At 72.7% G+C, this 21,884-nt stretch carries 17 protein-coding genes and 3 pseudogenes; 4 read left to right on the forward strand and 16 right to left on the reverse strand.

Annotated elements, in window-relative coordinates; translation table 11 throughout:
- Nucleotides 1–21: 21 nt before the first annotated feature.
- Nucleotides 22–507, reverse strand: coding sequence for a MarR family winged helix-turn-helix transcriptional regulator (locus tag LNW71_RS26135; RefSeq protein WP_250970455.1), 486 nt, complete (start codon nucleotides 505–507; stop codon nucleotides 22–24).
- A gap of 155 nt (nucleotides 508–662) precedes the next feature.
- Between LNW71_RS26135 and LNW71_RS26140 the strand changes: the two genes are divergently transcribed.
- Complete coding sequence (locus LNW71_RS26140; RefSeq protein ID WP_250970456.1) at nucleotides 663–1,733, forward strand: alkene reductase; 1,071 nt, start codon at nucleotides 663–665, stop codon at nucleotides 1,731–1,733.
- A 97-nt stretch (nucleotides 1,734–1,830) separates the two neighbouring features.
- Here LNW71_RS26140 and LNW71_RS26145 read toward each other — a convergent pair whose 3' ends face one another.
- From LNW71_RS26145 to LNW71_RS26170, 6 genes and pseudogenes are all read right to left on the reverse strand, one after another.
- Complete coding sequence (locus LNW71_RS26145; protein WP_250970457.1) at nucleotides 1,831–2,856, reverse strand: VOC family protein; 1,026 nt, start codon at nucleotides 2,854–2,856, stop codon at nucleotides 1,831–1,833.
- A gap of 97 nt (nucleotides 2,857–2,953) precedes the next feature.
- Nucleotides 2,954–3,847, reverse strand: a complete 894-nt coding sequence (gene thpD / locus LNW71_RS26150) for an ectoine hydroxylase (protein ID WP_250970458.1) — start codon at nucleotides 3,845–3,847, stop codon at nucleotides 2,954–2,956.
- Between the two features lie 6 nt (nucleotides 3,848–3,853).
- Nucleotides 3,854–4,252 (reverse strand): ectoine synthase, encoded by a 399-nt coding sequence (locus LNW71_RS26155; protein ID WP_250970459.1) that lies wholly within the window; start codon nucleotides 4,250–4,252, stop codon nucleotides 3,854–3,856.
- A gap of 65 nt (nucleotides 4,253–4,317) precedes the next feature.
- Nucleotides 4,318–5,579: pseudogene (gene ectB / locus LNW71_RS26160) on the reverse strand (diaminobutyrate--2-oxoglutarate transaminase).
- A gap of 90 nt (nucleotides 5,580–5,669) precedes the next feature.
- Nucleotides 5,670–6,200: a diaminobutyrate acetyltransferase gene (gene ectA / locus LNW71_RS26165; RefSeq protein ID WP_285802198.1), complete on the reverse strand. Its 531-nt coding sequence runs from the start codon at nucleotides 6,198–6,200 to the stop codon at nucleotides 5,670–5,672.
- A gap of 317 nt (nucleotides 6,201–6,517) precedes the next feature.
- Nucleotides 6,518–7,624, reverse strand: coding sequence for an aminotransferase class V-fold PLP-dependent enzyme (locus LNW71_RS26170; protein ID WP_250970460.1), 1,107 nt, complete (start codon nucleotides 7,622–7,624; stop codon nucleotides 6,518–6,520).
- A gap of 116 nt (nucleotides 7,625–7,740) precedes the next feature.
- Between LNW71_RS26170 and LNW71_RS26175 the strand changes: the two genes are divergently transcribed.
- Together LNW71_RS26175 and LNW71_RS26180 are read left to right on the forward strand one after the other, a co-directional pair.
- Complete coding sequence (locus LNW71_RS26175) at nucleotides 7,741–8,841, forward strand: amidohydrolase family protein (protein WP_250970461.1); 1,101 nt, start codon at nucleotides 7,741–7,743, stop codon at nucleotides 8,839–8,841.
- 326 nt (nucleotides 8,842–9,167) lie between these two features.
- Nucleotides 9,168–10,289, forward strand: a complete 1,122-nt coding sequence (locus tag LNW71_RS26180) for an SCO1860 family LAETG-anchored protein (protein WP_250970462.1) — start codon at nucleotides 9,168–9,170, stop codon at nucleotides 10,287–10,289.
- A 129-nt stretch (nucleotides 10,290–10,418) separates the two neighbouring features.
- Here LNW71_RS26180 and cobC read toward each other — a convergent pair.
- The 5 genes and pseudogenes from cobC to cobM all read right to left on the reverse strand — a co-directional run.
- Nucleotides 10,419–11,525: pseudogene (gene cobC / locus LNW71_RS26185) on the reverse strand (Rv2231c family pyridoxal phosphate-dependent protein CobC); the annotation flags it as partial.
- On the reverse strand, nucleotides 11,497–12,408 hold the full coding sequence (locus tag LNW71_RS26190) for a sirohydrochlorin chelatase (RefSeq protein WP_250970463.1): 912 nt from the start codon (nucleotides 12,406–12,408) through the stop codon (nucleotides 11,497–11,499). The gene LNW71_RS26190 and the pseudogene cobC, both read right to left, overlap by 29 nt.
- 50 nt (nucleotides 12,409–12,458) lie before the next feature.
- Nucleotides 12,459–14,174 carry a precorrin-3B C(17)-methyltransferase gene (gene cobJ, locus LNW71_RS26195; protein ID WP_250970464.1) on the reverse strand — a complete coding sequence of 572 codons (1,716 nt, stop codon included), beginning with the start codon at nucleotides 14,172–14,174 and terminating at the stop codon, nucleotides 12,459–12,461.
- Complete coding sequence (cbiE, locus tag LNW71_RS26200) at nucleotides 14,171–15,427, reverse strand: precorrin-6y C5,15-methyltransferase (decarboxylating) subunit CbiE (protein ID WP_250970465.1); 1,257 nt, start codon at nucleotides 15,425–15,427, stop codon at nucleotides 14,171–14,173. The genes cobJ and cbiE overlap by 4 nt, the downstream gene beginning before the upstream one ends.
- Nucleotides 15,424–16,272 carry a precorrin-4 C(11)-methyltransferase gene (cobM, locus tag LNW71_RS26205; protein ID WP_250970466.1) on the reverse strand — a complete coding sequence of 283 codons (849 nt, stop codon included), beginning with the start codon at nucleotides 16,270–16,272 and terminating at the stop codon, nucleotides 15,424–15,426. Before cobM ends, cbiE begins: the two co-directional genes overlap by 4 nt.
- Before the next feature lie 91 nt (nucleotides 16,273–16,363).
- On the opposite strand from cobM, the pseudogene LNW71_RS26210 reads away from it, so the two are divergent.
- Nucleotides 16,364–17,085 (forward strand): annotated as a pseudogene (locus tag LNW71_RS26210) (ZIP family metal transporter).
- 5 nt (nucleotides 17,086–17,090) lie between these two features.
- On the opposite strand, the gene cobI reads toward LNW71_RS26210, so the two are convergent.
- From cobI to LNW71_RS26230, 4 genes are read right to left on the reverse strand one after another with little or no spacing between them, the layout of a single operon-like run.
- Nucleotides 17,091–17,831 (reverse strand): precorrin-2 C(20)-methyltransferase, encoded by a 741-nt coding sequence (gene cobI / locus LNW71_RS26215; RefSeq protein ID WP_250970467.1) that lies wholly within the window; start codon nucleotides 17,829–17,831, stop codon nucleotides 17,091–17,093.
- On the reverse strand, nucleotides 17,828–19,231 hold the full coding sequence (locus LNW71_RS26220; RefSeq protein ID WP_250970468.1) for a cobyrinate a,c-diamide synthase: 1,404 nt from the start codon (nucleotides 19,229–19,231) through the stop codon (nucleotides 17,828–17,830). Before LNW71_RS26220 ends, cobI begins: the two co-directional genes overlap by 4 nt.
- A complete protein-coding gene (gene cobO, locus LNW71_RS26225; RefSeq protein ID WP_250970469.1) occupies nucleotides 19,225–19,824 on the reverse strand; it encodes a cob(I)yrinic acid a,c-diamide adenosyltransferase in 600 nt (199 codons plus the stop codon). The genes LNW71_RS26220 and cobO overlap by 7 nt, the downstream gene beginning before the upstream one ends.
- On the reverse strand, nucleotides 19,824–21,848 hold the full coding sequence (locus tag LNW71_RS26230) for a putative cobaltochelatase (RefSeq protein WP_250970470.1): 2,025 nt from the start codon (nucleotides 21,846–21,848) through the stop codon (nucleotides 19,824–19,826). The genes cobO and LNW71_RS26230 overlap by 1 nt, the downstream gene beginning before the upstream one ends.
- Nucleotides 21,849–21,884 lie beyond the last annotated feature (36 nt).

Below are 21,884 nucleotides of genomic sequence, written 5' to 3' on the forward strand. Positions count from 1 at the left end.
CGCGGCCGGCGGCGTGCGGGGTCAGCGGTTCTCCGGGCAGTCCGCCGTCTCGCGGCAGAGGTTCTCCTCGACCCTGGCCAGCAGCCGCGCCAGTTCCCTGCGCTCGTCCCCGTCCAGGCCTGCGAGGGTGTGCTCCTCAAGATCCGTCCAGGCCCGCTCCACCTCGGAGAGCAGTGCGCAGCTGTTGTCGGTGGCCTCGACCAGGACGGCCCGGCGGTCGGCCGGGTCGGGGCTGCGGCGGACGTGCCCGGACTGTTCCAGGCGCTGGAGCATCTTGGTGACCGTGGACGGATCGAGGTCGACGGCCTTGATCACCTCCGACTGGCGGACGGCGCCCGCGTCCCAGAGGAACATCATCAGGAACTCCTGGCCCGGGTAGAGACCCGCGCTCTTGAGCAGCTTGCCCGCCGCGATCCGGTGGAGCCGCGCGACCCGCGAGACGGCATGGCTGACCGGGCCGCCCCGGGCGGCGCTGGGCAGCTCGGTACAGGCGGGATCGGACTTCATCGGACTCCTCGGGGTGGTGCGCGGCGGGCCCCCGGACCGGCTCCGCCGGCGGCAGCGGGCTTCCTGACGACTTTACCTTGGCCGGCCAAGTAATGCGCTACAGTGGCACACGTCGCAGATGCTTGGCCGACCACATAAATCCTTGGGGGCTCTCCATGACCACCGCATTCGACCCGTTCGACCTGGCCGGCACCCAGCTCGCCAACCGCATCGCCCTGGCTCCGATGACCCGCAGCCGGGCGGGCGAGGGCGGCATACCGACGGACCTCACCGCCGAGTACTACGCCCAGCGCGCCTCGGCCGGGCTGATCATCACCGAGGGTGTCCAGCCGTCCGTCGTCGGCCAGGGCTACCCCAGCACCCCCGGGCTGCACAGCGACGAACAGATCGCCGGCTGGCGCAAGGTCACCGACGCCGTGCACGCCAAGGGCGGCCGGATCTTCGCCCAGATCCTGCACACCGGCCGCATCGGCCACCCGGTGCTGCTGCCCGAGGGGCTCGCCCCGGTCGGCGTCTCCCCGGTCGCGGCCACCGGACAGGTCTTCACGCACGTGGGCCCGAAGGACTTCGTCACCCCGCAGGAGCTGACCGACGCCGAGATCCGGTCGACGATCGCCGACTTCGTGACTGCCGCACGCAACGCCGTGGACGCCGGCTTCGACGGCGTGGAGCTGCACGGCGCCAACGGATACCTGATCCACCAGTTCCTGGCACCCAACTCCAACGTGCGCACCGACGAGTGGGGCGGCTCCGTGGAGGGCCGCATCCGGTTCGCGGTCGAGGTCGTGCGCGCCGTCGCCGCCGAGATCGGTGCCGCGCGCACCGCGATCCGCGTCTCGCCCGGCAACCCGTTCAACGACATCGACGAGCCCGCGCCCGAGGCCACGTACAGCGCGCTGGTACAGGCCATCGAGCCGGTCGGGCTCGCCTATCTGCACGTCGTCGAGGCCACGGCCGCGGACCGGGCGCTGACCGAGACGCTGCGCAAGCAGTTCAACGGCACGCTCGTGCTGAACCCGGCGAGCGAGGGCCCGACCGGACCCGACGCGCTGGCCCTCGTCGAGGAGGGCGTGGCAGAGGTCATCGCGTACGGCGCGCTGTTCCTCGCCAACCCGGATCTGCCGGAGCGGCTGCGCGCGGGCGGCCCCTTCAACACCCCGGACCGGGCGACCTTCTACGGGGGCGACCACCGCGGCTACACGGACTACCCGGTGCTGGGGGCCTGAGGCCGCCCTTTCGGGTCAGGCCGGGCTTGCGTCCCCCGGCGCCGCACCTCGCGGCGTTGTCGTCGGCCGCGGCCTGGTTCTCCCACCGCTAGTGCGGCTACGGCTGCGGAGCCTCCTCCAGCGGCGCACCGTGCCACTTCCATGAGGTGACCCGCTCGCGGCCCGGCAGGTCGGCGCGGCCGGTGGACCAGAGCAGGACGGTCCACCGGTCCCCGTCGTCGGGGGCGTCCGGAAAGAGCCGGGCCAGCACCCGGTCGCACAGGTCGGCGGGCGGCGTCCAGGCCACGCCGAGGCCCTGGGCCAGGTCCTCCATGTGCACCAGGGTCTCCACCACGCCCATGGCGGCGAAGCCCTCCGCGTCCGACACCCCGAAGCCGTGGTACGAGCGGACGTCCGGCGCGGTCGTCCGCACCATCGCCGACAGCAGCGCCCCGCTGGTCTCCAGGGTCTGCAACAGCCCCGCCGTGCCGGCCGCCGGGTCGGCGAAGATTGCGTTGAACGGGCCGCCCTCGCGCCGCGGTGCCCAGTGGTACGGCACCTCGTTCTCCAACGGCGGTGACTGCGGGCCCAGTTGGGCCGCGTACGCGAAGAGGTCGTCGCTGAGGTGCTCGACGGTCTCCCAGCAGTCCCAGGTGAGCGTGCCCGCCGGGATGTGCCAGTCCTGTGCCGACGACTCCTTGAGCGCGGCGACCGCCAGCCGCACCGCCGACGTCACGTCGTCCGCGGTGACCGGCAGCCTGGTCCCGGTCAGCAGCGCGCGCTCTCGCGCACTGCACTCCACACAGAACTCGTTGCCCTCCGGATCGGCCAGGGTCGCCCAGCCGCGTCCGTTGGGCCTGCGATGGTCGCCGACCAGGGTGGCGCCGAGCGCGAGCAGGCGCTCGACCTCCTCGTCACGGGTGCGGTCCTGCGGCTGGATGTCGAGGTGGATGCGGTTCTTGGTGCTCTTCCGCTCGGGCACGGTGACGAACAGCAAGGCGGCGCGAGGCGTCTCGACCAGAGCCTCGGGGTCACCCGGAAAGTCGTCGTCGGCGAGGGAGGCGCCCAGCACCTGCGCCCAGAAGGTGGCGAGCTCGTACGCGTCGGCACAGTCGACGGTGACGTGTTGTACGTGTGAAGTCATGTGGATCACCATCGCTTGTGGCCGGCCCCGGGGTCCACCGGTATACGACGGTGGGGTGGGACGATAATCCGTCCCACCCCACCGTCGTATACCGGCTCTACTTCACCGGCGTGAAGTCCCGCGCCCCGATGAAGTCCGGGCGGCGGATCGGCGCCGCGAACGGCTCCTCGGCCTTGTTCTCCACGCTGTTGAACACGATGAAGACATTGCTGCGCGGGTACGGGGTGATGTTGTCCCCCGAACCGTGCATGCAGTTGCAGTCGAACCAGGTCGCCGAACCGGCCCGGCCCGTGAAGAGCTTGATGCCGTGCCGGTCGGCCATCTTCGTCAGCGCCTCGTCGGACGGGGTGCCCGCGTCCTGCATCTGCAGCGACTTCTTGTAGTTGTCCTTCGGCGTCTCGCCCGAGCACCCGAGGAACGACTTGTGCGAGCCGGGCATGATCATCAGCCCGCCGTTGGTGTCGTAGTTCTCGGTCAGCGCGATCGAGACGGACACCGCCCGCATGTTCGGCAGACCGTCCTCGGCGTGCCAGGTCTCGAAGTCCGAATGCCAGTAGAACCCGGAGGCACCGAAGCCCGGCTTGACGTTGATCCGGGACTGGTGGACGTACACGTCCGAGCCGAGGATCTGGCGGGCCCGGCCCACCACACGCTCGTCGCTGACCAGCCGCGCGAAGACCTCGCTGAGCCGGTGGACCTCGAAGACCGACCGTACGTCCTGCGACTTCGGCTCGATGATCGAGCGCTCGTCGGCACGCACCGCCGGATCGGCGATCAGCCGCTCCAGCTCGGCGTGGTAACCGGCCACTTCGTCCGGCGTGATCAGCTGGTCGACGGTGAGGAATCCGTCGCGTTCGAAGCCCTGAAGCTCCTTCGCGGCGACCGGACCCGGTGCGCCGGGCGCGGACCAGATGACCGGGTCCTGGCGGGGAGTGGTCATCTCGGCGGCGCCGCGCGATGGGTACAGATCGGCGCGTACATCAGTGGTCATGTTGGTTCAGGCCTCCTCGGTCAGCAGTGGGTAGACACCGTTCTCGTCATGGTCCTCCCGTCCGGTGACGGGGGGGTTGAAGACGCACACGCAGCGGAAGTCCGTCTTGGGGCGCAGCGTGTGGTGCTCGTGCCCGTTCAACAGGTACATCGTGCCGGGGGCGATCCAGTGCTTCTCGCCGGTCTCGTCGTTGGTGAGCTCGGCCTCGCCCTCGGTGCAGAGCACGGCCTCGATGTGGTTGGCGTACCACATCGACGTCTCCGTGCCCGCGTAGAGCACGGTCTCGTGGAGAGAGAAGCCGACCTTCTCCTTGGCGAGCACGATGCGCTTGCTCTCCCAGGTGCCGGAGGCGGACTTCACATGCCGGTCGGTGTTCTCGATGTCACTGAACGATCGGACGATCACGGTGGGTCAGTGCCTTTCTCTCTACAGCGGTGTTTCTCGTCGGGCCCGCCCGGGGCGGCCCCGGGTCAGGCGGTCTCGCGGACGCAGCGGGCCAGCGTGCGCAGGCCCTCGTCCAGTTCCTCGGGGTGATGGTGAGCGGCGGCAGCAGCTTCACGACCTCGCTCTGCGGGCCGGAGGTCTCCAGCAGGAGTCCGAGCTCGAAGGCGCGGGCGCAGACGGCCGACGCGCGCTGCGGGTCGTTGAACTCCAGGCCCCACACCAGTCCGCGGCCGCGGAACTGCGCGCTGTCGTGCTCGCCGCAGATCGCCAGCAGCGCGTGCTCGACCTGCTCGCCGCGGGCCAGCGTCTGCTTCTCCATCTGGCCGTCCGCCCAGTAGGCGTCGAGCGCGGCGGCGGCGGTGACGAACGCGGGGTTGTTGCCGCGGAAGGTGCCGTTGTGCTCGCCCGGCTCCCAGATGTCCAGCTCGGGCTTGAACAGGCAGAGCGACATGGGCATGCCGTAGCCGCTGATGGACTTCGACAGCGTCACGATGTCCGGCGTGATGCCGGCCTCCTCGAAGGAGAAGAAGCTGCCGGTGCGGCCGCAGCCCATCTGGATGTCGTCGACGATCAGCAGCATGTCCTGGCGGTGGCACAGCTCCTGGAGCGCGCGCAGCCACTCGACCCGGGCGACGTTGATGCCGCCCTCGCCCTGGACCGTCTCGACGATCACGGCGGCGGGCTTGTTGAGCCCGGACCCCTGGTCCTCCAGGAGCCGCTCGAACCAGATGAAGTCGGGGACCTGGCCGTCGAAGTAGTTGTCGAACGGCATCGGGGTGCCGTGCACCAGCGGGATGCCGGCGCCGGCCCGCTTGAAGGCGTTGCCGGTGACGGCCAGCGAGCCCAGCGACATGCCGTGGAAGGCGTTGGTGAACGAGACCACGGACTCGCGGCCCTTCACCTTGCGGGCCAGCTTCAGCGCCGACTCGACGGCGTTGGTGCCGGTCGGGCCGGGGAACATCACCTTGTACGGCAGGTCGCGCGGCCGCAGGATGACGTTCTGGAAGGTCTCCAGGAAGGCCCGCTTGGCGGTGGTCGCCATGTCGAGGCCGTGGGTGATGCCGTCGCGCTCGATGTAGTCGATCAGCGCGCGTTTCAGCACCGGGTTGTTGTGGCCGTAGTTGAGCGAACCGGCTCCGGCGAAGAAGTCGAGGTACGAGTGGCCGTCCTCGTCCGTCAGGCGGGCGCCCTGTGCGCGGTCGAACACAGCGGGCCAGCCGCGGCAGTAGCTCCGTACCTCGGACTCCAGGGTCTCGAAGACACTCAGGGCGGGCGGGGTGATGGTCACAGCGGGTCTCCTGCGTGAGGGGGGTGTGACGGGCGGTGGTGAAAGGGTGCGGCGACGGGCTGGGAGCCCGTCGGATGGAAGTGCGCGCTCTCAGGCGTGGAACGGGCCGATGCGGTAGAGCACTTCCGGCAGATGACTGCCCTCGGGGAACAGGCCGCCGTCGAAGAGCACCTCGTGCTCCAGTGCCACGTCGTGGCGCTGCGCGTAAGAGGTGAACAGGCGGTCCGACGCCGTGTTGTCCGGCGTGATGGTCGTCTCGACCGAGGCCAGTCCCTGGTTCGCGGCCACCCGTGAGGTCAGGGCGTCCAGCAGCTTCGCTGCCAGACCGGTACCGCGGTGGCCGTGGTCGACGGCCACCTGCCAGACGACGAGCGTCTCGGGGCGGTCTGGCCTGATGTACCCGGTCACGAAGGCGACCGGGTCGCCGGTCTCGTCGCGGGCGACCACGGAGGTCGCCGCGAAGTCACGGCACCACAGCAGGTAGCTGTACGAGGAGTTGAGGTCCAGGACCTTGGAATCGCGGGCAATGCGCCAGATCGCGGCTCCGTCCTCCACTCGTGGGGTGTCGATCGTGATGAATTCGCTTCGGGCACTTGCAAAGTCTGCGGGTGCGGCGGTCATGCGAATTGAATTTACCTAGCAAATTTCAAAATTGCATCGAGGGGAGGGGTTGGCTGAGGCGGTCTGCTGTGTTATCACGCGGGTGCGCGCCCCGGCGCGAATCGGCCTCACTTTCTTCCGATTTGACCCACATTTATCCGGCATAACGCCCTCGGTGTGGAGTCGGTCACAGCACCGTAACTCTCCCGAGACGCGGCCGAATTGCGCGTGACGACGCCGTGGGAACTGGGGCGTTTAGCTACAGGGAAAGCGGGAAGAAGAATGCGGGGAGCTGCTCTGGAAAAGGCAGCTCCCCGCATTGTGAATTACTTCCGGCCTTAGTTGCTGGGCCAGGTTTCCGAAACGGCATTGCGGGCAGCATCGAAATCGACCCGCAGGCCCGTGTCGGCCAGCGCCGCCCCCAGAGCCGCGAGCGAGGAGAGCACCGCGCCCCGCGTCGCGTCCACCCCGTAGTGATTGACCCTGATCATCTCCTTGGACAGCGCCCCACCGCCCGCGATCAGCGGCAGCGACGGGTCGGCGGCGAGCGCCTGCGCGACCAGCCCGGAGGCGTCCACGCCCTCCGGTGTGCGCAGCGTGGTCGCCACCGGCGCCGCGTCCTTCGCCTCGTGCACGTACGGGGTCAGGCCGCCGCCCAGCGCCACCGCGCCGGCCCGGGTGGCCGCGGCCGCCGCGGCGTGCCGGGCCATGAGCGCGTCCAGGCCCTCCGCCTCGATCCGCTCGACGCAGGCCTCCAGCGCCAGCATCTCCAGCTGGGCCGGGGCGTGCAGCAGCGCCTTCCGGCCGCCGTCGATCCAGCGCTCCTTCCAGTCCAGCAGGGAGAGGTAGGAGCGGCGGGGGGCCTGCGGGTTGGCGGCGAGCCGCTCCCAGGCGCGCGGGCTCACCGACACCGCGGACACCCCGGCCGGACCGCCCATCGCCTTCTGCGCGCCGATCACGCACAGGTCGACGCCCCACGCGTCCGGCAGCAGCGGCTCGGCGCCCACCGAGGCGACGGCGTCCAGCATGAACAGCGCCCCGTGCGCACGGACGACCTCGCCGATCTCCGCGACGGGGTTGGTGTTGCCGGTGGCCGCCTCCGCGTGGACCAGCGAGACGAAGTCGATCTCCGGGTGCGCGGCCAGCGCCTGCGCGACCTGGTCGGCGGTGACGGCCGCGTGGAAGGGCACCGCGAGGTCGACGACCTCGGCGCCGCAGTCGCGCAGCCAGTTGCCGAAGGTCTGCCCGTACGGCCCCGTGACGACGTTCAGCGCGGTCGAACCGGGCCGGGCGCCGCCCCTGATGCAGCCTTCGAGGGGGAGCAGCGCCTCGCCCTGCATGATGACGACGTCCTGCTCGGTGGCGAGGAGAGTGGCCACCCGCCGCTCGACGGCGGCGAACTGCGCTGCGGTGAACGGGGCGAGGTCGAGGAAGGGGTGCGTCACGGTGGAGCTCTCTTCGGGATCGGATCGGTGTGCGGCCCACCCTGCGGACCGGGCCTGCACCGAGGGTACCCAGCACCTCACCGACGGCCTGAGGGGCGCCTCGTACAGTGCTGTCCATGAGTGATCACGAGGCGCCGCGGGTGCTGCATGTGAAGGGGCGGGTGCTCGTCGGTCCCGAGGAGGTCAGGGACGAGCTCTGGGCGGTCGACGGACGCATCACGTACGAGCGGCCCGCCGGCGCGGACGGGGCGACGGTCGTCACCGGGTGGGCGCTGCCGGGCCTGGTCGACGCCCACTGCCACGTCGGGCTCGACCACCACGGGGCCGTCGACCCGGCGACCACCGAGAAGCAGGCCGTCGACGACCGGGAGGCCGGTGCGCTGCTCCTGCGGGACGCGGGCTCGCCCGCCGACACCCGGTGGATCGACGACCGGGAGGACCTGCCCAAGATCATCAGGGCCGGCCGGCACATCGCCAGGACTCGGCGGTACACCAGGAACTACGCGTACGAGATCGAGCCGGACGAACTGGTGGCCTACGTCGCGCAGGAGGCCCGCCGCGGCGACGGCTGGGTGAAGCTGGTCGGGGACTGGATCGACCGTGAGGTGGGCGATCTGACCGCGTGCTGGCCGCGCGAGGCGGCCGGGGCGGCCATCGCCGAGGCGCACCGGCTGGGCGCCCGGGTCACCGCGCACTGCTTCGCCGAGGACGCGCTGGCCGATCTCGTCGAGGCGGGGATCGACTGCGTCGAGCACGCGACGGGTCTCACCGAGGAGACCATCCCGCTCTTCGCGGAGCGCGGGGTCGCGATCGTCCCCACGCTGGTCAACATCGCCACCTTCCCCTCGCTGGCGCGGGGCGGTGACGCCAAGTACCCGCGCTGGTCGGCCCATATGCGCCGGCTGCACGAGCGCCGGTACGACACCGTGGGGGCCGCCCACGACGCCGGGGTGCCGATCTTCGTCGGCACCGACGCGGGCGGTGTGCTGGCCCACGGTCTGGTGGCCGACGAGGTCGCCGAACTCGTGAAGGCGGGTGTGCCGGCCCTGGACGCGCTGTCCGCGACGACCTGGCGGGCCCGGGAGTGGCTCGGCAGGCCGGGGCTGGAGGAGGGCGCCCCCGCCGACCTGGTGGTGTACGACGAGGACCCGCGGGCCGATGTGCGCGTGCTGGCCGCGCCGCGCCGGGTCGTGCTGAACGGGCGCGTGATCGGCTGACGGGTGCGGGTCCGGGGCCGCCGGTTGCACTGTGTTGACCGGCAGTTACCGGGAGTCGGCCCGCTCGTTGGACCACTTCTGCGGATGCTCCGGCGCGGTCAACCTTCGAGCCCCCGCGCTCAGTGAAACGGGTGAATTCAAGGAACGCGCGTGCCGGAATATTCGAATGTGTGCCCGGAAACCCCCCTTTGGAGTGAACTCACCTCAGGTATCCGCCAGTTCACCCTCTGTGCGTAAAGATTCACGGAGTCGAGGCCACCGGTGCCCGCGATGTCCCCATTGGACGGCGCCGGTGGCTCCATGTCTCTTGTGGGGGTTCCACCATCTTGAACAGCAACACCTTCCGCCTCGCCGCCCTGGCGGTCGCCGCCGCTCCCGTCGCCCTGCTGGTCGCCGTCCCGGCGCAGGCCGCCACCGCGACCACGGCCACCGGCGGCGGGAAGGCGAGCGCGGTAGTGCTCCGCACCGCACTCGACGTCTCGCTCCTGAACAAGACGATCGACGTGCCGCTCAGGACCACGCTCAATGAGGTGCAGGCCCCGGCCAGCGCCGCGGAGACCGCACTCAGTGTGAAGCTCGACGGCGTCGACCGCGGCAAGCCGTTCGACGTGCTGCGTGCCGATGTGGCCATGGCGGACGCGACCGTGAGCAAGCGCCGGGCCGAGGGCCACAGCAATCTGGCCAGGGCGCGGGTGCACCTGCCCGGTCTGCGGCTGCTCTCGCTGATCGAGGTGGAGCAGGTCACCTCCAAGGCGGTCTGCGAGGTGGGCCACAAGCCCGTCGCCGAGTCGAACGTCCTGGGGCACGTGAGGGTCCTGGGCAAGCGCGTCACGCTCACCGCCGGAGGCACCACGCAGGTCTCGGTCCCGGGGATCGGTGAGGTGACTCTCGACATCTCGAAGACGCACACCACCTCACGCACCGCGGCCGCTGCGGCACTGCGGCTGAAGGTCTCGGTGAACCCGCTCAAGCTGAACGTCGCGGATGTGCAGGGCGAGGTCACGCTCGCCGAGGCCACCTGCGAGACGCCGAAGGGGCACCGCCCGGGCGGGTCGGGCCACGGGGGCTCCAGTGGCGGCGGTTCGTCCGACGGGGGCTCCGACGGGGGCTCCGGTGACGGTGGTTCTTCCGCCGGGGGCTCCGACGGCGGTGGTTCCACCGACGGCGGTTCGAGCAGTGGTGGCTCGTCCGACGGCGGTTCCGGCAACGGTGGCTCGTCCGACGGCGGCAGCTCCGGCGACGGGGGTTCCACGGCCGGTGACTCCGGCTCCGCCGGCGGCGACGTGAAGCCGCAGACCGGGACCGATCAGGCCGCCGCGGCGCCCGATGCCGACCTCGCCGAGACGGGCAGCAGCTCCACCACGCCGTACGTCGCGGGTGGTGCGGCGCTCCTGCTGGCGGTCGGGGCCGGCGCCATGGTCGTGGCCCGGCGACGTGCGCAGGACTGACGCCCGGGGGAGCGGTTCAGGGCCCGAGGGGGCGGCCGGGGGGCCGTAGGAAGAGGGGGAGCGGGGAGCGGTGTTCCGTGGGAGGAACGCCGCTCCCCGCTCGTGGAAGAAACCTGACGGACGGGACCGTCACCGGCTGACCGCGCTCAGCGCCTGGAGAGCCTGGTCGAGCACCTGCAGAAAGCGGTTGGTCGTCGTACGGTCGCGCACGGCCAGCCGAAGCCAGTCGGTGCCGAGCCCCGGGAACGTGTCACCGCGCCGGGCCGCGAAACCCAGCATCCGCAGCCGCTCCCGTATCTCGGCGGCCCGCTCCAGCCGGACCAGGACGAACGATCCCTGGGCCGGCTCCACGACCTGTATCTCGGTGAACTCGCGCAGTCCCGCGACCAGATGGGCCCGGTCCACCGCGATGCGGTCCGCCGCGGCGGCCGCCTCGGCCAGCGCCCGCGGCTCCATGCACGCCTCGGCGGCCGTCAGCGCCGGCGCCGAGACCGGCCACAGCGGCTGCGCCTGTGCCAGTCGGCACACGGTCTCCGGCGCGGCCGTGACGTAACCGATCCGCAGCCCCGCGAGTCCCCAGGTCTTGGTGAGGCTGCGCAGGACGACGAGCCCGGGGACATCCGTCCGGCCGCACAGCGCCTCCTGCTCACCGGGCACCGCGTCCATGAACGCCTCGTCGACCACCAGCGTCCGCCCGGGGCGCGCCAGTTGCTCCAGCACGGCCGCGGGATGCAGCACGGACGTCGGGTTGGTCGGATTGCCGACCACCACTAGGTCCGCGTCCGCCGGAACGGCGTCCGGATCCAGCCGGAAGCCGTCCTCGGCCCGCAGCACCACCCGGCCCACCTCGTGCCCGGCCGCACGCAGGGCGGCCTCGGGCTCGGTGAACTGCGGATGGACCACGACCGGACGCCGGACCGGCAGGGCCCGCGCGATCAGCACGAACGCCTCCGCCGCACCCGCGGTCAACAGGACCCGTTCGGGCGGCAGTCCGTGCCGGGCGGCGACCGCCGCACGCGCCGGACGCCCGTCCGGGTAGGCGGCGAGCGAGCCCAGCGACGCGGCAATCCGCTCCTTCAGCCAGGCCGGCGGGGTACCGGCCCGTACGTTGACGGCGAGATCGGTCAGATCCCGGCCCCGTCCCCGTATCTCCGCGTCACCGTGATGCCGCAGATCGTGCGCGCCCGCGCCTGTCGCGTCGGGGCGTTCAGTGGGAGTGTGCATGACCGCCATGGTGGGGGTGGTGGTGATGGCCGTCGTCGTCAGGGTGGAAGTGCGGCTGCTGCGGCAGTCCCACCTTGTCCTCGAAGCCCGGCAGTGCGATCCGGTACACGCAAGAGTCGCAGTTCATCCGCAGATCGCCCTTGACGGCCTCCCGGTAGCGCTCCATGACCAGATCGAGCAGTTCCTCCGCGGCGCCGATCACCTCGGCCGACCGGACATCCAGCTCCGGATGGGCGGCGGCCCACTCGCCGGTCTGGTGACGCACCCGGTCCGGCAGGATGCCGGTGAAGAGGAAGTACGGCAGGACGACTATGCGCCCCGCACCCAGCTTCACGCAACGGTCCAGACCCGACGGCACATCGGGGGCGGCCAGCGAGACGAAAGCCGTCTCCACACCCGCGTAGCCACGGCCCTCCCAGAACAGCCGCGCCGCCTTGTACACCTCGGCGTTGGCATCCGGGTCCGTGGAGCCGCGCCCGACCAGCAGCACCGTCACCTCGGAGCGGTCGGTGTCGCCCAGCACCTCCTCGACCCGCCGCTCCAGCACCCTCAGCAGTGCCGGGTGCGGGCCCAGCGGACGCCCGTAGGTGTACGAGGTGCCGGGGTGGCGCTCCTTCTCCCGGGTCAGCGCCGCCGGAATGTCGCCCTTGGCGTGCCCTGCCGACACCAGCATCAGCGGGACGGCGGCGAAGTGCTTGACGCCCTGCTCGACGAGCTCGGTCACCGCGTCACCGAGCGGCGGCGGCGACAGCTCGATGAAGCCGCCCGCCACGGGCAGTTGCGGGTTGCGGGCGCCGAGCTCGGCCACGAAGGCACGGAAGGCGGCGGCCCCGCCCTCGTCCCGGGTGCCGTGGCCGGCGATCAGCAGTGCGGGCTGGGCGGACGGGGTGTTCACAGGTTCTCCTCGGTGTTCATGGGGGGTGCGATGCGGGCCGGCGGGGCTGTTCACCGGGCCGCCTCGTCGGCCGTGGCCGACTGCCAGCGGTAGCCGCGCGGGGTGACCATGCGGCCCGCGATCTCACGGGTGGCCGTGTTGCCCACCGTCACGACGGTCATCATGTCGACCGTCCCCGGGTCCAGCGCCGCCAACGACGTCACCCGGCTGCTCTCGTCGGGGCGCGAGGCGTTGCGCACGACCCCGACCGGGGTGGCCGGTTCCCGGTGCCCGGCCAGGATCGACAGCGCCTTCGGGAGTTGCCAGTCGCGGCCCCGGCTGCGCGGGTTGTAGAACGTCACGATGATGTCGGCCTCGGCCGCGGCTCGCACCCGGCGCTCGATGACCTCCCACGGCGTGTGCAGGTCGGAGAGGCTGATCGAGACGTGGTCGTGGCCCAGCGGGGCGCCCAGGATCGCGGCCGCCGCGAGCGCGGCCGTCACCCCCGGCACGCCCACCACGTCGATGTCGGCGCCGGCTTCGGCGAGCGCGGGCGAGGCCATCGCGTACACGCCGGCGTCCCCGCTGCCGATCAGTGCGACGGCATGCCCCTTGCGCGCCTCGGCGACCGCGGTACGGGCCCGCTCCTCCTCGGCGCCGAGCCCCGACTCCAGGATCGTGGTGCCCGGCCGCAGCAGGTCCCTGATCTGGTCGACGTACTGGTCGAGCCCGACCAGCACCGAGGCCCGCCGCAGCTCCTCGCGGGCGCGCGGCGTCAGCAGGTCGCGGGCCCCGGGCCCGAGCCCGACGACGGCGAGGCGCCCGCGCACCGCCCGGCGGACCACCGCGCAGGTGGCCATCGCCGCGCGCCCCTCGGGCTGCGACTTCCGCTTCGGCACGAGGAGTTCACCGCCTCCGGCGAGCGCGGCGGCCTCCGCCACCGAGGGCGTGCCGACGGCGGCGAGCGGCGCGTTCGAGGGGTGCGGCACTTCGATGCGGGCCAGCGCGTCGGCCGGGTACGTACGCAACGGCACGCCGAGCCGGGCGGCGGCGGCCACGATCCCCGGCTCCTGCGCCTTCGCGTCGACGGTCGCCAGCTCCGCGATGCTCAGCGGGGAGAGCCCGGCACCCGCCAGGGCGTCCCGGACCAGCCCGAGCACCTCGTCCTCGGGCGCGCCCTTGGACGCGCCGACCCCGACGACGAGCGAGGCGGGGCGCAACACGGCTTCCTGCGGCCCGAGTTCCAGCACCGTGTCGGTGAGGTGCAGCACGGCCGGGCCCGCGACATCGGGGCCCACGTTCGGCGGCAGCGCGGGCAACGGCCATGCCGCGTCCGCCCGCAGCACCACCGGGGCACCGTCGAGCATCGCCCGGGACACCCCCGCGACATCCCCCTCCACGGGGAGCCCCAGCATGTCCAGACCGGGCACGCCCACCGCGTCCGTCGCCGTCGTCACGACCGGCGTCGCGCCCAGCACCTCACCGACCGCCACCGCCAGGGCGTTCGCCCCGCCGCCGTGGCCGCCGAGCAGCGCCACCGCATGGCGCCCCGCCTCGTCGACGCAGACGACGCCCGGGTCCGCCGCCTTGTCCACCAGCAGCGGTGCGACCAGGCGCACCACGGCCCCGGTGGCCAGGAAGCACACCAGCTGCTCGCACTCGGCGAACGCCCGCTGCACGGCCTCGCGCACCGGGCCGTCGTAGACCACGGCGCGGCCGGGCCAGGCCGCGGCCAGCCGGTCGCGGGCGACGGCGCCCGCCGCCGTCGCGGAGATCAGGCCGATCACTGGGTTGCTCCTTCACTTGCACGAACCGCGGGGCGGGTGCCCCACAGCAGAAAGACCGGATTGGCCGCGGCGAGCCGGGTCACCTCACCGGGCAGCGGCGCCAGCCGGGAGGACTGCAGCAGCACCCCCTCGGGCGCGAACCCGGCAGCGGTCAGGGCCGACCGGACCTGCGGCACCCGGTCCAGGGCCGCCACCGTGACCACCACGGCCCGCCGCGCCCGCCGCGCGCACGCGGTCACTATCGCGGGCAGCTCACTGCCACCGCCCCCGATGAACACCGCGTCCGGGTCGGCCAGATCGGACAGCACGGTCGGCGCGGCCCCGCGCACCGCCCGGACGTACACCCCGTGCGCGGCCGCGTTCGCCCGGATCCGCTCTACCCCGTCGGCGGTCTTCTCGACGGCGACGGCGGCGGCCCCGAGCCGAGCGCACTCCACCGCGACCGATCCCGACCCGGCACCGATGTCCCACACCAGGTCACCGGTGCGCGGCCCGAGCCGGGCAAGGGCCAGCGCCCGCACCTCGAACTTGGTGATCATCGAGTCGCGGTGCTCGAACTCGGCCTCGTCCAGCGCCCACCCGGCCGGACCGGTGGCCGCCCCCGCCACCGTCCGTACCGGCGACAGCATCCGCGACTCGTCCAGGCACAGCACCACGCTCACCGGATCCGGCCAGTCGCGGGCCGCCGCCTCCCGGGGCGTCAGCCGCTCGACGCGCTCGTGCACCGGGTCCCCGAGCGCGGTCGCGACGACCAGGGTCCGCTCCTCGCACCGGTACAGCAGCCCGGCCGCCAGTTCGGCAGGCCCGGCGCCGGGCCCGGTCAGCACCGCGACCTTGGGGTGCGCGAAACACACGTTCACCGCGGTCCGCGGATCGCGCCCGTGCGCGCTGACCACCACCGCGTCGTCCCACGGCACCCCCAGCCGGGCGAACGCGACGGCGATCGACGGCGCCCCCGGCCGCACGTCGAGCGCCGCCGGCCCGAACCGCTCCGCCAGCGCCCGCACGATCCCGAAGAACCCCGGATCGCCGGAGGCCAGCACCACCACCCGGGCCCCGTCCTCGTCGAAGTGCTCACCGATCCGGTCGAGGGCCGGGGCCAGCGGCCCCAGCACCACCCGCCCGGCCCGCTCCGGGAGCGCCGCGCCGTCCAGATGGCGCCGCGCGCCGACCACCAGCGTGGCGCCGTCCAGAGCCGCCCGTGCGCCGGGGCCGAGCGGTTCCCCCGTCCCCGTACCGAAGACCCGGATCACGAGCCCGACCGCTGGGCACGCAGCTCGGCCCGCGCCGCCTTGTCGGCCTTGCGGTAACCGTGGAAGTGACCCGGGTGGTAGAGGTGCGAACGCGTGCCCGACGCCGACAGGGCGGGGCCGACCAGGAAGAGCGTGTGCTTCCAGAGCTTGTGCTCCTTGACCGTCTCCTCCAGGGTCTCGATCGTGCAGTGCAGGATCAGCTCCTCCGGCCATGTCGCCTGGTACGCGATCACGACGGGCGTCGAGGTCGGGTAGCCGCCCTCCAGCAGTTCCTGCGTCAGCTGACCGGACCGGGCCGCCGACAGGAAGAGCGCCATCGTCGTGCCGTGCCGCGCGAACTCGCGCACGTCCTCACCCGCGGGCATCGGTGTCTTGCCGCCGCCCAGCCGGGTCAGGATCACCGACTGCGCCACCTCCGGAATGGTCAGCTCGCGCTGCACGATCGCCGCGACCGCCGAGAACGACGAGACGCCGGGCACGATCTCCACCGCGACACCCAGCTCGCCGCACCGGTCGACCTGCTCCTGCGTGCCGCCCCACAGCGCCGGATCACCGGAGTGGATACGGGCCACCTTCAGCCCCTCGTCCGCCGCCCGCCGGTACACATCGACCACCTGCTCCAGGGACATCTGCGCCGAGTCGAGGATCTCGGCACCCTCCCGGGCGTGATCGAGGACCTCCGCCTGCACCAGGCTCGCGGCCCAGATGACGATGTCGGCGTCCGCGATGGCCCGCGCCGCCCGGAAGGTCAGCAGGTCGGCGGCGCCGGGGCCGGCACCGACGAACGTCACGGTGCCGCGGGTGGGGGCGGCGACTGCGCCGGCTGCGTCGGCTGCTTCGGACATGGGACGGGTCCTTTCGGGGACGGAGAGAGTGGGATACGACGGTGCGCGCCCTGAGATGCGCGCACCGGGGTCAATCGGCTAGCAAGAGCCCATGGCGGTGTTCGTCGCGCTCGGCGCGTTCCTGATGACCCTGGCCGGCGGCTGGGTCGCCCAGCGCGTCAGCGACCGCCGCCACCTGGTGCTCGGCTTCGCCGGCGGACTGATGCTCGGCGTGGTCGGCCTGGACCTGCTGCCGGAGGCGATCGCGGCCGCGGGCGGCCTCGTCTTCGGCGTACCGGCGGCCCTGCTGCTGTTCGTGGGCGGCTTCCTGGTCGCCCACCTGTGGAGCGGCTGCTCGCGGTACGCCAGGCGGCGCACGGCGCGAGCGACGAACGCGTGCCCCAGGTCGGCATGACAGCGGCCGCGGCGATGGTCGGCCACAGCCTGATGGACGGCGTGGCGCTCGGCGCGGCGTTCCAGGTCGGCGGCGGCATGGGAGCGGCCGTGGCCCTCGCCGTCATCACCCACGACTTCGCGGACGGCTTCAACACCTACACGATCACCAGCCTGTACGGGAACGCCCGCCGCAAGGCCCTCACGATGCTGTACGCGGACGCGGCGGCGCCCGTCGTCGGCGCGGCGACGACGCTCCTGTTCACCCTTCCGGAGGAACTCCTCGGCTGCTATCTCGGCTTCTTCGGCGGCGCGCTGCTCTACCTCGCCGCGGCCGAGATCCTCCCCGAGGCGCACCACGACCACCCGGCGCGCTCCACGCTCCTGTTCACGGTCGCCGGAGTGTGCTTCATCTGGCTGGTGGTGGGCATCGCGGACTGACCGCCTCACAGCTTGCCGCCCCGTCCCCCGTCGCGCGGCGCGGGCGCGATCAGCGTGGAGAGGTACGGCAACGGTCCGTCGGCCAGCTCCGCCGCGGGCCTGATCGACTCCTCCGGCAGCCCGAGCGCCGAACCCCACACCGCGTGCTCGGTGCGCCCCGTCTCGCGCAGCGCCGTGGCGACCTCCTCGGCCAGCCGGCCGAACTTGTACGCGACGACCGTCCCGGGGCCCTCCAGGGCCTCCTTCAGCACGGCCGCCCCCGCGGTCACCGGCACCAGCGTCAACGGCTCGGTGCCCTCGGTCAGCACCGCACCGCTGCGCGCCGCCAGGTCCTGCATGGCGGTGATCCCGGGCACGGTCGCCACGGCGGTGCCGGGCAGCAGTTCACCGATGGTGTGCGCGAGATAGGTGAACGTCGAATACACATTGGGGTCGCCGATGGTCGCGAACGCCACCGAACCATGGGTACGCAGCAGCTCCGCGACCCGCGCCCCCGCCGCGTCCCACGCCGCCTCCCGGCGCGCCCGGTCCGACCGCTCGTTGAGGGCGAACACGACCCGTACGACCTTCTCGGCCGGCACGTAATGCAGCACCGTCGCCTCGGCGCGCCCCCGCTCACCGGTGTCCATCACCGGCACCACGACGACCGCGGCCTCGCGCAGCGCGTTGACCCCCTTGACGGTCACCAGCTCCGGGTCGCCGGGGCCGACCCCGACCCCGACCAGTGTGTGCGTACCGTGGTTCATCCCTTGCACCTCTCAACGAATCGGCGGGCCGTGCCGGGCGCCGAGGCCCAATGCGTATGCAGATAACTCGCGTGCACGCCCTGCTGGACGAACCCCTCCACGCGCCGCTCCGGCTGGTGCATGCCCCAGGCCGGTTCACTCCCGGCGCCGGGCGCCAGCTCCGTGCGGTGGAACTCGTGTCCGCGCATCCGGGTCCCGGGCGCCGCGAGCACGCTGTCGCTGAGCGCCACGGCGTCCCGGTACCCGAGCGTCAGCCGCTCGGACATCCGCCCCTCGGCGTCCAGCACCCCGCACATCGGCAGCCCGTCGAGGGACCGCGCCAGATACAGCAGCCCCGCACACTCGGCGGCCACCGGCGCCCCGGAGGCCGCCAGCTCGGCAACGGCCTTGCGCAACGGCTCGTTGGCGGACAGCTCGGGGGCGTACACCTCGGGAAACCCGCCCCCGACGACCAGCCCGCGGGTCCCTTCGGGCAGCGCCTCGTCCCGCAACGGATCGAACGGCACCACCTCGGCCCCGGCGGCGGCGAGCAGCTCGACGTGCTCGGCATAGGAAAAGGTGAACGCGGCGCCGGAAGCGACGGCGACCCGCGGCCCCGCCGGCGTTTGAGGCGCGGGGTCCGGAGCGGAGCCCCGGGGCAGGGCCCCGCCGCCCGCTCCCGCGCCCACGGCCTGCGCCGCGTCCCACACCTCACCCGGCACGGCGGGCGCGGACCGCGCCAGGGCCAGCAGCGCGTCCAGGTCACATCCGCCCCGCACCTGAGCACCCATCGCCGCGACAGCGGCCACCGCATCGCCCCGCCGCTCGGCCACCGGCACAAGACCCAGATGCCGCGACGGCACCGCCACCGGCTCCGCCCGTCGCAACACTCCCAGCACCGGCACACCGGACTCGTCCAGCGCCTCGCGCAGCAACGCCTCGTGCCGGTCCGAGCCGACCTTGTTCAGGATCACCCCGCCGATCCGCACCTGCGGATCCCACGAGGCGAAGCCGTGCACGAGCGCCGCCACCGACCGCGACTGCGACGACGCGTCCACGACCAGCACCACCGGCGCCCGCAGCAACTTCGCGACCTGCGCGGTGGACGCGAGCTCACCCTGTCCCGAGGCCCCGTCGTACAGCCCCATCACGCCCTCGACGACCGCCAGGTCGCAGCCCTGCGCACCGTGCGCGAACAGCGGGGCCATCAGCTCCGGCCCGCACATGTACGCGTCGAGATTGCGCCCCGGGCGCCCCGTCGCCAGCGCGTGGTAGCCCGGGTCGATGTAGTCGGGCCCGACCTTGTGCCCGGACACGCTGAGCCCCCGTCCGGCGAAGGCGGCCATCAGCCCCGTCGCGACGGTGGTCTTGCCGCTGCCCGACGACGGCGCGGCGACGACCAGGCGTGGAACAGTCACCACTCGATGCCCCTCTGGCCCTTCTGCCCGGCGTCCATCGGGTGCTTGACCTTCGACATGTCGGTCACCAGGTCCGCCGCGTCCACCAGAGCGGCGGGGGCGTTGCGCCCCGTGATCACCACATGCTGGGTACCGGGCCGGGTCCGCAGCACCTCGATCACCTCTTCGGTGTCGACCCAGCCCCAGTGCATCGGGTAGGCGAACTCGTCGAGCACGTAGAGGCGGTACGTCTCGGCCGCCAGATCGCGCTTGACCTGCTCCCAGCCCTCGCGGGCCGCCGCCTCGTTGTCCAGCTGCTCGTCGCGCTGGACCCAGGACCAGCCCTCACCCATCTTGTGCCAGGCGACGGACCCGCCCTCGCCGCTCGCGCCGAGCACCTTCAGGGCGTTCTCCTCGCCGACCTTCCACTTCGCCGACTTCACGAACTGGAAGACCCCGATGGGCCACCCCTGATTCCAGGCACGCAGCGCCAGCCCGAAGGCCGCCGTCGACTTGCCCTTGCCGATGCCGGTGTGCACCACCAGCAGCTGGCGGTTGCGGCGCTGACGGGTGGTGAGCCCGTCGTCCGGCACCGTGGTCGGCTGTCCCTGCGGCATTACGCGGCCCTCCGGCTGATTCCCTGAACGTCCTTGACCAGACCGGCGATCGAGTCGGCCCGCAACTCGTCGAGCGTGACGGCGGTGCCGCCCAGCTCACCCGCCAGACTCCCGGCGAGACCGAGCCGCACCGGACCCGACTCGCAGTCCACGACCACGGAGGCCGTGCCGTCGGCCTCGTGCAGCCGGGCGGCGCGCGCGGCCAGCGCCACCGGCTCCGGCCCGCCGGTGGCCCGTCCGTCGGTCACCACGACCAGCAACGGCCGCCGCGACGGGTCGCGCAGCCTCTCCACCCGCAGCACGTCATGGGCCTTCAACAGCCCCGCGGCCACCGGGGTGCGCCCCCCGGTCGGCAGCATCTCCAGCCGGGCGGCCGCCGCGTCCACCGACGACGTCGGCGGCAGCACCACCTCGGCGTCCTTGCCCCGGAAGGTGATCAGGCCGACCTTGTCCCGCCGCTGGTAGGCATCCATCAGCAGCGAGAGCACCGCACCCTTCACGGCGGTCATCCGCTGCCGGGCGGCCATCGACCCCGAGGCGTCCACGACGAACAGCACGAGATTGCCCTCGCGCCCCTCCCGTGTCGCCTGCCGCAGATCGTCCCGCCGCACCACCAGACCCCGCCCGGACCGGCCCCGCGCCCGCTGGTGCGGGGCGGCGGCCTGCACGGTCGCGGCCAGGTGCAGCTTGGTCAGCGCGCCCTGCGGCCGCCGCGCACCGGTGGTCCGCCCGTGCTCGGTACGCGCCCGGGACCGCCGCCCCGCCGCGCCCTCGCCCAGACCGGGCACGCTCAGCATCTTCGTCCGGAACGGCTCGCCGGCCCGCACCGGCTGCTGCTCACCGCCCCCGGAGGACGCCCCCTGGGCCGGCTCCTGCTCCTTGCCCTGCTCCGGCACGGACTGCGCGGGCGTGTCGTCGGCGCCGCCCTCGGGCTCCGGCGGCGTGTCGGGCCCGTCGCCCTGCGGCGGCCGGCCGCCGCCACCGGGGCCGTCCGGGTCCGGATCGTCGTCCTCGCCGCTGTTCTGCTCCAGGGTGTCGTCGAGCTTGTCCTCGTCGAGCCCCGGCGCGTCGAAGGGGTTGCGCCGGCGCCGGTGGGGGAGCGCGAGCAGCGCGGCCTGCCGGACGTCCTCGGCGAGCACGTCCGTACGCCCCGCCCAGGCGGCCAGCGCGGTGGCCGTCCGGGCCATCACGATGTCGGCCCGCATCCCGTCGACCTCGAAGGCCGCACAGGTGGCCGCGATCTGGCGCAACGCCCCGTCGCCGAGGCGCACCTCGGGCAGCAGGGCCCGCGCCCCGGCGATCCGGGCCCGCAACGCGCCCTCCTCACCGGCCCACTCGGCGGCGAAGGCCGCGGGATCGTCGTCGTACGCCAGCCGCCGCCGCACCACCTCGACCCGCAGATCGGTCTCCCGGGACGCGGCGACCTCGACGGTCAGCCCGAAACGGTCGAGCAACTGCGGCCGCAGCTCGCCCTCTTCGGGGTTCATCGTCCCGACGAGCAGGAAGCGGGCGGCATGCCGTACGGAGACACCCTCGCGCTCCACGTACGAGGCACCCATGGCGGCGGCGTCCAGCAGCAGGTCGACCAGGTGGTCGTGCAGCAGGTTGACCTCGTCCACGTACAGGATCCCGCGGTGCGCGTCGGCGAGCAGACCCGGCTCGAAGGCCTTCACACCCTCGGCGAGCGCCCGTTCGATGTCGAGCGCCCCGACGAGCCGGTCCTCGGACGCGCCGACGGGCAGCTCCACCGTCCGGGCGGCCCGTGACACGCCGGACCCGGTCTCGTGGGGTCCGTCGGGACACGCCGGATCGGGCGCGGCGGGGTCGCACGAGAACCGGCACCCGGGGACGACGGACACCTCGGGAATCAGGGCGGCCAGGGCGCGGACGGCGGTGGACTTCGCGGTGCCCTTCTCGCCACGCACCAGCACACCGCCGACGGCCGGCGAGACGGCGTTGAGCAACAGCCCGAGCCGGAGATCGTCCTGCCCGACGATGGCGGTGAAGGGATAAGGCGTACTCACAGTGCCTCCTTGACGAGGGCGGTTCCGGGCCCCTTC

Origin of the sequence: Streptomyces sp. RKAG290 (assembly GCF_023701695.1) — a bacterium.
Taxonomy (GTDB): Bacteria; Actinomycetota; Actinomycetes; order Streptomycetales; family Streptomycetaceae; genus Streptomyces.

What these genes read in the sequence shown, in the direction of transcription:
- LNW71_RS26135 (WP_250970455.1), bottom strand. Translation starts at nt 507, where the DNA reads ATGAAGTCCGATCCCGCCTGTACCGAGCTGCCCAGCGCCGCCCGGGGC.
- LNW71_RS26140 (WP_250970456.1), top strand. Translation starts at nt 663, where the DNA reads ATGACCACCGCATTCGACCCGTTCGACCTGGCCGGCACCCAGCTCGCC.
- LNW71_RS26145 (WP_250970457.1), bottom strand. Translation starts at nt 2,856, where the DNA reads ATGACTTCACACGTACAACACGTCACCGTCGACTGTGCCGACGCGTAC.
- thpD (WP_250970458.1), bottom strand. Translation starts at nt 3,847, where the DNA reads ATGACCACTGATGTACGCGCCGATCTGTACCCATCGCGCGGCGCCGCC.
- ectA (WP_285802198.1), bottom strand. Translation starts at nt 6,200, where the DNA reads ATGACCGCCGCACCCGCAGACTTTGCAAGTGCCCGAAGCGAATTCATC.
- LNW71_RS26175 (WP_250970461.1), top strand. Translation starts at nt 7,741, where the DNA reads ATGAGTGATCACGAGGCGCCGCGGGTGCTGCATGTGAAGGGGCGGGTG.
- cobM (WP_250970466.1), bottom strand. Translation starts at nt 16,272, where the DNA reads ATGTCCGAAGCAGCCGACGCAGCCGGCGCAGTCGCCGCCCCCACCCGC.
- cobI (WP_250970467.1), bottom strand. Translation starts at nt 17,831, where the DNA reads ATGAACCACGGTACGCACACACTGGTCGGGGTCGGGGTCGGCCCCGGC.
- cobO (WP_250970469.1), bottom strand. Translation starts at nt 19,824, where the DNA reads ATGCCGCAGGGACAGCCGACCACGGTGCCGGACGACGGGCTCACCACC.